The sequence below is a fragment of the Micromonospora sp. KC606 genome (assembly GCF_004348675.1).
Lineage (GTDB): Bacteria > Actinomycetota > Actinomycetes > Mycobacteriales > Micromonosporaceae > Micromonospora.
Genome location: NZ_SMKN01000411.1, coordinates 1 through 1,147, shown reverse-complemented (window position 1 = coordinate 1,147; position 1,147 = coordinate 1). Strand labels below are relative to the sequence as shown.

At 68.6% G+C, this 1,147-nt stretch carries 2 protein-coding genes; one reads left to right on the top strand and one right to left on the bottom strand.

Going from position 1 to position 1,147, the window contains the following annotated elements; genetic code table 11:
* Window positions 1–221 (bottom strand): hypothetical protein (locus E1193_RS31440; RefSeq protein ID WP_207922954.1); only part of this gene is annotated, 221 nt, incomplete at its 3' end.
* Between the two features lie 460 nt (window positions 222–681).
* Here E1193_RS31440 and E1193_RS31435 point away from each other — a divergent pair.
* Window positions 682–1,147: cellulose-binding domain-containing protein (locus E1193_RS31435; RefSeq protein ID WP_207922953.1), on the top strand; the 466-nt coding region annotated here is incomplete at its 3' end.

The window sequence follows — 1,147 nt, the reverse complement described above, 5'->3', positions numbered from 1 at the left end:
GGTCGGGGACGGGGGTGCCGTGTCGAGGAGGTCAGCCAGCCGGCGTGCGGAGGCGCGCACATCGGCGAGGCGGCGGGCAGCGACGCAAGGGCCTCGAAGGAGACCAGTGCGAGGACCGCGAGGACGGTGAGGTGCACGGCGGGCAGTGCACCGGCGGCGTGCGCGCGTAGGGCGAGCAAGGTGACGCCGGCCGTCGCGCAGCCCTGGAGCAGCGAAACCACGGCCGAGGCGAGCGAGGTGGTCAGGGCCCTGCGGCGCTCCAGCCGCGGCGCTCCGGTCGGGTGGTACGGGCGGCGAGTGCCTCGCCAACCCGGCCGATTTGCAGAGGGCCGCTCCACTCAGGCTGTTGTGATGCCCGGCGAACGAATCTCCCGTATGACGTCTTCCACGACCTGCTCCGATCCAACGGAGATGTCGTGCCTGTCAGGTGGGTATTCCTTCACGCCGATTCTCCGGCACAAGAATATCCACATCAGGGGCAGCGCAGGGTAACCGTGCCACTTTTGTCGACGAGAGCCGTTTCGGCAAGAGGTGACGCCGAGTTCCGTTGATGCTTGCGAAACACCGCCGCATGGCACTTGATGCCGTCTCCCGCCGCACTTAGTTTGCATGGAAGTTAGTCAATATCCCCTGGGTGTTCGATGCCGGCGGGCACCCGGGCCTAGCAACGGAGGACCGCCCATGACCTTGCCCAGAACCGGTGTGCGGCTCGTGATCGCGGTGATCGCTACGCTGGCCACCGCCGGCGGCGTGGTGCTGACGACCGCCAACGCGCAGGCTGCCGCCCCCGGCTGCCGGGTCGACTACCGGATCACCAATCAGTGGACCGGCGGCTTCGGCGCCGACGTCACGGTCACCAATCTCGGTGATCCGATCAACGGGTGGACACTGACCTGGACGTATACCGCCGGGCAGCGCATCAGCCAGGCATGGAACGCCACCATCGCCCAGAGCGGCAACCGGGTCACCGCCACCAACGTCAGCTACAACGGCGCCCTGGGCACCGGAGGGCACACGTCGTTCGGCTTCAACGGTTCCTGGGGCGGGAGCAACCCGGCGCCGACCTCGTTCGCCGTCAACGGTGTGACGTGCGCCGGCGCGCCGGTTACGCCGGCACCGACCACCCCTGCGCCGACGACCCCTGCGC